Source organism: Arthrobacter sp. 05L45_2, from assembly GCF_056397525.1.
The window spans coordinates 1-7048 of the sequence record NZ_JBFTNO010000167.1 but is presented as its reverse complement, the minus strand read 5'-3'; the positions used below and the strand labels follow the sequence as shown (position 1 = coordinate 7048).

General features: G+C 69.2%; 10 protein-coding genes. 6 read left to right on the top strand and 4 right to left on the bottom strand.

The features are described 5' to 3' along the window. Positions 1-319: hypothetical protein (locus tag AC1DHD_RS12450; protein WP_476880015.1), on the top strand; the 319-nt coding region annotated here is incomplete at its 5' end. Here the strand turns inward: AC1DHD_RS12450 and AC1DHD_RS12445 are convergent. Further along, positions 316-1392 carry an ATP-dependent DNA ligase gene (locus AC1DHD_RS12445; protein ID WP_476880014.1) on the bottom strand — a complete coding sequence of 359 codons (1077 nt, stop codon included), beginning with the start codon at positions 1390-1392 and terminating at the stop codon, positions 316-318. The two genes, AC1DHD_RS12450 and AC1DHD_RS12445, sit on opposite strands and share 4 nt — an antisense overlap. A gap of 154 nt (positions 1393-1546) precedes the next feature. Here AC1DHD_RS12445 and AC1DHD_RS12440 point away from each other — a divergent pair, with 154 nt between their 5' ends. Beyond that, positions 1547-1783: a hypothetical protein gene (locus tag AC1DHD_RS12440; RefSeq protein WP_476880013.1), complete on the top strand. Its 237-nt coding sequence runs from the start codon at positions 1547-1549 to the stop codon at positions 1781-1783. Between the two features lie 3 nt (positions 1784-1786). Here the strand turns inward: AC1DHD_RS12440 and AC1DHD_RS12435 are convergent, their stop codons facing one another. From AC1DHD_RS12435 to AC1DHD_RS12425, 3 genes are read right to left on the bottom strand one after another with little or no spacing between them, the layout of a single operon-like run. Next, complete coding sequence (locus AC1DHD_RS12435; protein WP_476880012.1) at positions 1787-2071, bottom strand: MoaD/ThiS family protein; 285 nt, start codon at positions 2069-2071, stop codon at positions 1787-1789. Positions 2072-2078: 7 nt separating this feature from the next. After that, positions 2079-3218 carry a WD40/YVTN/BNR-like repeat-containing protein gene (locus AC1DHD_RS12430; RefSeq protein WP_476880011.1) on the bottom strand — a complete coding sequence of 380 codons (1140 nt, stop codon included), beginning with the start codon at positions 3216-3218 and terminating at the stop codon, positions 2079-2081. A 50-nt stretch (positions 3219-3268) separates the two neighbouring features. Continuing rightward, complete coding sequence (locus AC1DHD_RS12425; protein WP_476880010.1) at positions 3269-3469, bottom strand: hypothetical protein; 201 nt, start codon at positions 3467-3469, stop codon at positions 3269-3271. 154 nt (positions 3470-3623) lie between these two features. Between AC1DHD_RS12425 and AC1DHD_RS12420 the strand changes: the two genes are divergently transcribed. The 4 genes from AC1DHD_RS12420 to AC1DHD_RS12405 all read left to right on the top strand — a co-directional run. Beyond that, on the top strand, positions 3624-4133 hold the full coding sequence (locus tag AC1DHD_RS12420) for a universal stress protein (protein WP_476880009.1): 510 nt from the start codon (positions 3624-3626) through the stop codon (positions 4131-4133). Positions 4134-4364: 231 nt separating this feature from the next. Next, positions 4365-4712 (top strand): metal-sensitive transcriptional regulator, encoded by a 348-nt coding sequence (locus AC1DHD_RS12415; RefSeq protein ID WP_476880008.1) that lies wholly within the window; start codon positions 4365-4367, stop codon positions 4710-4712. Between the two features lie 67 nt (positions 4713-4779). Next, positions 4780-5010 (top strand): heavy-metal-associated domain-containing protein, encoded by a 231-nt coding sequence (locus AC1DHD_RS12410; protein WP_476880007.1) that lies wholly within the window; start codon positions 4780-4782, stop codon positions 5008-5010. Positions 5011-5035: 25 nt separating this feature from the next. Then, positions 5036-7048 (top strand): heavy metal translocating P-type ATPase (locus AC1DHD_RS12405; protein ID WP_476880006.1); only part of this gene is annotated, 2013 nt, incomplete at its 3' end.

Sequence of the window (7048 nt, the reverse complement as noted above, 5' to 3'; positions counted from 1 at the left end):
GTACATCGCCGGCAGTACTGCGGGCCGGGGCGGCACCATCACCAGGCGCGGTGCGTGGGCGGTGGTGGCTGTGACCGCGGTGACCGTGCTCGCGTCGTTCCTGGGCAGCATCTGGCTGGACCTGGCCGACTACATTGGCGGGTCACCGGTTGAACTGCTGTTCGAGCCCGGGGCCTGGGAGCTGTTGGGCGACAATCTGGCGAACAACGCCGACCTCGTCGAGGGCTACAAGGGCGAGTTCCTCATGGCGTTGCTGTTCAGCGCGCTGGGCTGCTTTTTCACCCTGCGGCAGCTCTTCGCCCAGTCACGCCGCGGCTAGCCGCGTCCCGCCCCCAGCACAGCCGCGAGGTCATAGTTGACCGGCTCTTCGAGCTGCGCGTAGGTACAGGACTCCGGCTCCCGGTCCGGCCGCCAGCGGACAAACTGCGTGGTGTGCCGGAACCGGGGCCCCTCCATGTGGTCGTACTTCACCTCCACCACCCGCTCCGGCCGCAGCGGCGTGAAATCCAGGCTCTTGCCCGCACTCCAGCGGCTTGCCTCGGCGTTGCGCGGCGTCCGGACGCCCTCCTCCTGCTGGGCCGGCGCCCAGGGATGGCCGGCAAGATCGGTGACCAGCGGCTGGAGCTCCTCGAACAGCTCCTGCCGGCGCTGCATGGGGAACGCGCCCACCACGCCCACGTTGGCGAGGCTCCCGTCGTCGTCGTACAGCCCTAAGAGCAGGGAGCCGATCCGGTCCGGGCCGGAGGTGTGCACCCGGTAGCCGGCGAGCACACAGTCAGCGGTGCGTTCGTGTTTGACCTTGAACATGGTGCGTTTGTCCGGCTGGTAGCTGGAGCCCAGGGCCTTGGCCACGATTCCGTCCAGGCCGGCGCCCTCGAACTGCCGGAACCACTGCGCCGCAGTGTCCCGGTCCCTGGTCGCGGCGGTCAGGTGCACAGGCGCAGCACTGCCCGCCAGAACCTGCTCCAGGGTCGACCGGCGCTCCTCGAAGGGCCGGGCGGTAAGGTCCTCGGCGTCAAGGGCCAGCAGGTCGAACGCGACGAAACTGGCGGGCGTTTCTCCGGCCAGGAGCCGGACACGGCTCGCCGCCGGGTGGATCCGCTGCTGGAGTGCATCGAAGTCCAGCCGGTCCCCGCCCCGTCCCACGAGGATGATCTCGCCGTCGAGCACACAGCGCTGCGGCAGGTTTATTTTCAGGGCCTCGACCAGCTCCGGGAAGTATCTGGTCAGGGGTTTTCCGTTGCGGCTGCCGATCTCCACCTCGTCGCCGTCGCGGAAGATGATGGAGCGGAAGCCGTCCCATTTGGGCTCGAAGCTCATGGGCCCCTCGGGCAGGTCGCGGACGGCTTTCGCCAGCATCGGCGCGACAGGGGGCATCAGGGGCAGTTGCATAGGCCCCATTCTGGCGTGGCCCGGCGCCGGCGTCGATCCCTTGGCACGGAAAACTAACCGGGTCCTTACCGGGCCGAAACGCGGCGGCAACATTAGCGCCGGACACTGGAAGTGCCGGCAAGAGCAGGCGCCAGCTCCAGTCCAGGAGGCCCCCATGTTGAAGGAAGCCAAAGCCCAGATAACCCGGATCCGTGCCCTCGACCAGCTGCATCGCGGCGATGAGATCGAAGCCCGGCTGCGGATCGGCCCGAACTACGACGACGTCGTGATCCGCCGCGGCCGCGTCCAGGAGACGGCACCGGGGATCGGCGTCGTGTGGATCCTGGACCGGCAGTCGGGCACCCGCAAAGCGGTCAACACGGATGAGTGCAGCCTCTGGCGGGTCGCCTGAGCCTTAACCGCCGGCGACGGACTGGATGATCAGGACCTCCTGGCCCGGCGCCACTTCCGTTGCCAGGCCCTGCAGCCGCCGGATTTCATTCCCGTTGACGTATATATTCACGTAACGGCGTACGGATCCGGTTTCGTCCCGCAGGCGCCTGGCCAACGCGGGAAACTCTCCCGCCACCGAATCCAGCAGCCACCGAACCGTCACGGCACTGTCCGCGGGTGCAGTCAGGATGGACTGCCCGCCGGCCAGCGGCTGGAGGACGCTGGGCAACAAGACGCTAATCTCCACGGAACGCCTAGGCGGAAAAGGCGGCGTCGGACCGCTGGGCTCCGGCGAGGGGTGCCCCGACGACGGCGGCGGCCCGGACGCAGAGTACGTCCGGCAGGTGGGAGGCCACCTCAGTGAAGTGTTCGCCTTCGTCATGACTGGCGTAGACGCTACCCCCGCGGGTTCCGAAGTAGACCCCGGCGGGCTCTCCCCCGTCGACGCAGGCAGCATCACGGAGAACAACGTTGTATTCGGACTCCGGCAGGCCCGCGTCCAGCCGCTTCCAGGTGGCGCCGGCGTCGTCGGTCCGGTGCACGGCAAGTTTGCCCTCCGGCGGGATCCTTTCGCCGTCGGCCTTCAGTGGGATCACCCATGCGGTCCCCGCGCGCCGCGGGTGCGTCAGCATCACGAAACCGAAGTCCGCCGGCAGCCCGTCGGCGATCGACTCCCATGTCTCGGCGTTGTCGTCAGTCCTGTAGACGCCGTGGTGGTTTTGCGCGTACAGGCGGCCTTCCACGGAGGCGTCGGCGGCGATCTTATGCACACACTGGCCGAATTCAGGGTAGGGGTCGGGGTTGAAGCGGGCAGAGATCCCCTTGTTCCGCGCCTCCCAGGACGTGCCGCCGTCGAGTGAGCGGTATACCCCGCCGGTACTCATCGCGATGTGCACCTTTTCGCCGTCGGGGTTCACAACAATGGAGTGGGCCGCGGCGCCGCCGTAGCCGGCCCCCCACTCGCTGCGATGCGGGTGGTCCCACAGCCCACGGTTCAGTTCAAAGTGCTCGCCGCCGTCGGTCGATTTCCAGACCGAAATAGGCTCGCAGCCGGCCCAGACGACGCCGGGCCGGGATTCCGCGTCCGGGTACAGCTGCCAGACGCGCTCGAGCGCCGCGTCAGTACCCTGGGGGAACTGGATGGCCCCGTTCTCGGGCTCCGTCCACGTTTCGCCGAGGTCATCGGAGTGGAAGACAGTGGGTCCCCAGTGTTCCGAGCGGACGCCCACCAGGATGCGGGTCCGGCCTTCGCGTGTGTCGATGGCGATGCTGGGGACCTCGCTCATGAGGAAATGCGGACCGGTCAGCGACCAGGTGCGGCGGTCCGGGCTGGTAGCCAGCCAGAGGCCTTTTTTGGTGCCGATCGCCAGGACATAACTTTCTGCGGTTGCCATGCCCTACATGCAACCACCGGGGTCCCGCGGCCGCAATGGTTTGCGGGGATTCAATCGACGAATTCGGACTGGATCTCCACGAAGTCCCAGTCCGCGGCACTGAGCACCCCGGTGGGCCGGTCCGGATGCGGGCCGCCGGCCTCCGCGATGCCCTGCAGAACCTGCAGCGGGAGTTCATCGGCGCGCAGGTTCTCCCGCAGCCACTCCTTGCTGGAAAGATCCAGGTCCAGCCACCACATATAGATGTCCACCGCCGCCACCTCTCCGTTGCCGTGCCCCTGTTTCCCGACGGTAAAGCCGGCGCCTGGGCCGGGCAAGGGCCACTGGTCCCGGGCGTTCGAGGGCGGGACCCGACCGGGCAGGAAGGCCCTAGCCCGGGCCGGAGGGCGCGAGCCACAATGGGGCATGCCCGCCGAGCCAACGGGCACCGCTCCGCTGGTGGTCGGCGTCCTCCCCGGCCAGCCTCCGGAGGTGCTCGAAACCGCCGCGACCCTGGCCACGCGCCTTGCCGCCCCGCTGGTTTGCGCCTTCGTGGACGAGGCCAGCTACCTCGTCGAGTGGGATCCGGCCCGCTCCGCCCACCGCCTTTCCCTCCATCCGGGCGCCGACAGCGCGGAAATCCTCGCCACCACGGAGCGGCTGCGCGCTGTTGTGGCCGACGTGTGCGAGGGCCGCGGTGTGGATTGGAGCCTGCGGACCCTTGCCGGGGATCCGGCCAGGGCCCTTGGCCGGCTGGCCGCCGACGCAGGCGCCGTAATGATCGTTGTGGGCACGCCGGCGCCTGGCCTGGGACACCGGCTCACCGCGGCCCTCAACGGCTCGGTGGCGGCGTGGCTCAGCCACCACCAGGAGCGCCCGGTCCTGATCGTTCCGGTGCGGGACGCCGCGCCCGGCCACCGCCACGGGGGCCCGTGAAGGCCCCGGAGAAAGTAAAGCGAAAGTAGTTATTCGAGGTGCTGGCGCATCGTCTCTACTGCCGAGTAAGGTTGTATCCGTAGGCGGGAAACCCCTACCCCATAAGCTGCTCCGGAGTGCGTATCCCCCAATAACGCACTCCGGAGCTCTTTAATTTCCGGGGACTTTCCGGCCGGCGCTCCGTCCCGGCAGACGGTTGCCTGATACCCCTAGGGGGTATATGTTGGTGGCATGAGCACGCCCGACCCCACCATCACCGAGCCGGAACAGGGTGCCGTCCCGCACCAGCACGGGTATACGGCCAACAAGGACGCGTACCTGAAACGGCTGAAGAGGATCGAGGGGCAGGTCCGCGGCATCGCCCGGATGGTCGATGAGGACAAGTACTGCATCGACGTCCTCACCCAGGTCGCTGCCGTCACGAAGGCCCTGCACGCGGTCAGCCTGGGGCTCGTCGAAGAGCACATCGGCCACTGCGTCGTGGGGGCGGCGGCAGAGCCGGATCCCGGGTTGCGGGCCGAGGCCATTGACCTCAAAGTCAAGGAGGCCACCGATGCCATCGGGCGCCTGCTGCGGTAGCGGCACCACCACCCACCACACCATCGGACTGGCGCACCCCGTCCAGTCCCGCACAGAGGAGGACCCCATGAGCACCGTTTCCACCATCGTCGAGGTATCCGGCATGACCTGCGGGCACTGCGTCTCTTCGGTCTCCGAGGAACTCGAGGCGCTGGCCGGCGTCGAAAGCGTCGACGTCGCCCTCAACGCCGGCGGCATCTCCACAGTCACCATCACCTCCGACAAAGCCCTGTCCGCCGCCGAAATCGGCGAGGCCGTCGCCGAGGCCGGGTACCTGGTGGTCGCAAACGAGGCCTGAGGCTGCCGGACCGAAAGGGACCACCGTGAGCAACGCCGAACTACTGGACGTGCCCGGATCCAGGGTGATCGAACTCGACATCGAGGGCATGACCTGCGCCTCCTGCGTCGGGCGCGTCGAACGGAAGCTCGGCAAGCTCGACGGCGTCCAGGCCGTGGTCAACCTGCCGCTGGAATCCGCCCGGGTCACCGTGCCGGACGCCATCTCGGATGACCAGATCACCGCAACCGTCAACGCCGCCGGCTACAAGGCAACTGTCCGGCCGCCACAGAAACCCGCCGCCACCGGCGGGGAGCTCGCCCCGGGCCACGCCGCGGCCCTCAAACCCCGGCTTGTTGCCGCGGCGGTCCTCACCGTCCCGGTCTTCGCCTTCTCCATGATCCCGGCCGCCCAGTTCCCGCACTGGGGCTGGGTCGCCGGCCTGCTGGCCCTGCCTGTGGTCACCTGGGCGGCATGGCCGTTCCACCGCGCCGCCGCAATCAATGCCCGGCACCTCGCGTCCACCATGGACACCCTGGTCTCGATCGGAGTGGCGGCCGCGTACCTCTTCTCGGCGTGGCAACTCATCGCCGATCCGCTCCTGACCGAGCACCCCGGCATGGAGGGCACGGGCTCTGCCGGGCTGTACTTTGAAGTCGCGTCCGTTGTCACCACCTTCCTGCTGCTCGGCCGCTACCTGGAGGCCAACGCCAAGCAGAAGGCCGGCGACGCACTCAGGGCCCTGCTGGACCTCGGCGCCAAGGAAGCCACCGTCCTCGCGGACGGTATGGAGTTCCAGGTCCCCGCGGACCGGCTCCGGACCGGCGACATCATTGTGGTCCGCCCGGGCGAGAAAATTGCCGCCGACGGTGTGGTCGTCGAAGGCTCCTCAGCGGTCGACGCCTCGCTGGTGACCGGGGAATCCGTTCCCGTCGAGGTCGGCCCGGACAGTCCTGTCACCGGCGCCACCATCAATACTGCGGGCCGGATCCTTGTCCGTGCGACGCGCGTCGGCGCCGACACCACCCTCGCCCACATGGGCCGGCTGGTGTCCCAGGCACAGTCCGGCAAGGCCCCTATCGCGCGTCTCGCAGACCGCATCAGCGCCGTATTCGTTCCCGTGGTTCTCGCCCTGGCCGTCGTCACGTTCGGGGCATGGCTGCTCGCGGCCGGCCCCAACATCAGCGGCACCGAACTGCGCGCCGCCTTTACGGCCGCCGTCGCCGTCCTGGTCATCRCCTGCCCCTGCGCCCTCGGCCTGGCCACACCGGTGGGGCTGCTCACCGGGACAGGCCGGGGCGCCCAGCTGGGCATCCTGATCAAGGGCCCGCAGGTCCTCGAGGACACCCGCACCGTGGACACTATCCTGCTGGACAAGACCGGCACCGTCACCTCGGGGCACCTGGCAGTTTCCGGCGTCACCCCCCTCGCCCCGTTCAGCGGGACGGACGTCCTGCGGCTCGGCGGCGCGGTGGAGGCCGCGTCCGAGCATCCGATCGCGCGAGCCATCGCCGCGGCGGCGCTCACCGCGGCTCAGGCGGACGACGACGACGCGCGGCTGCCCGCCGTCGCCGGTTTCCATTCAGCTCCCGGCGGCGGCGTCAGCGGCACCGTGGAGGGGCGGCGCATCACCGCGGGCCGCGCCGGCTGGCTGCGGGAAAACGGCGCCACCATTTCCGCAGCCCAGCAGGAGGCCCTGGCCGCCGCCGAACAGACCGGGGCGACCGCCATCTGGGTGGCCGTGGACGGCGCGCCTGCCGGAATTATCAGCCTGCGGGACACCCTCAAGCCGGGATCGGCGACAGCCATCGCCCGGCTTCGCGAACTGGGACTGCGGCCTGTCCTGCTGACCGGGGACAACGCCGCCGTGGCCGGCCAGGTGGCCGCCGCGGTCGGGATTGCGCCGGAGGACGTGTTTGCGGGGGTTTCACCGCAGGGCAAGGTGGACGCCGTGCGCACGCTGCAGGCCGGCGGCGCCACCGTGGCGATGGCAGGGGACGGCGTGAATGACGCTGCCGCGCTGGCCCAGGCGGACCTCGGCATCGCCATGGGATCGGGC

Excerpts from the sequence above, each read along its gene's own strand:
- AC1DHD_RS12445 (WP_476880014.1), bottom strand. The coding sequence starts at position 1,392 with ATGCAACTGCCCCTGATGCCCCCTGTCGCGCCGATGCTGGCGAAAGCC.
- AC1DHD_RS12440 (WP_476880013.1), top strand. The coding sequence starts at position 1,547 with ATGTTGAAGGAAGCCAAAGCCCAGATAACCCGGATCCGTGCCCTCGAC.
- AC1DHD_RS12430 (WP_476880011.1), bottom strand. The coding sequence starts at position 3,218 with ATGGCAACCGCAGAAAGTTATGTCCTGGCGATCGGCACCAAAAAAGGC.
- AC1DHD_RS12420 (WP_476880009.1), top strand. The coding sequence starts at position 3,624 with ATGCCCGCCGAGCCAACGGGCACCGCTCCGCTGGTGGTCGGCGTCCTC.
- AC1DHD_RS12415 (WP_476880008.1), top strand. The coding sequence starts at position 4,365 with ATGAGCACGCCCGACCCCACCATCACCGAGCCGGAACAGGGTGCCGTC.
- AC1DHD_RS12410 (WP_476880007.1), top strand. The coding sequence starts at position 4,780 with ATGAGCACCGTTTCCACCATCGTCGAGGTATCCGGCATGACCTGCGGG.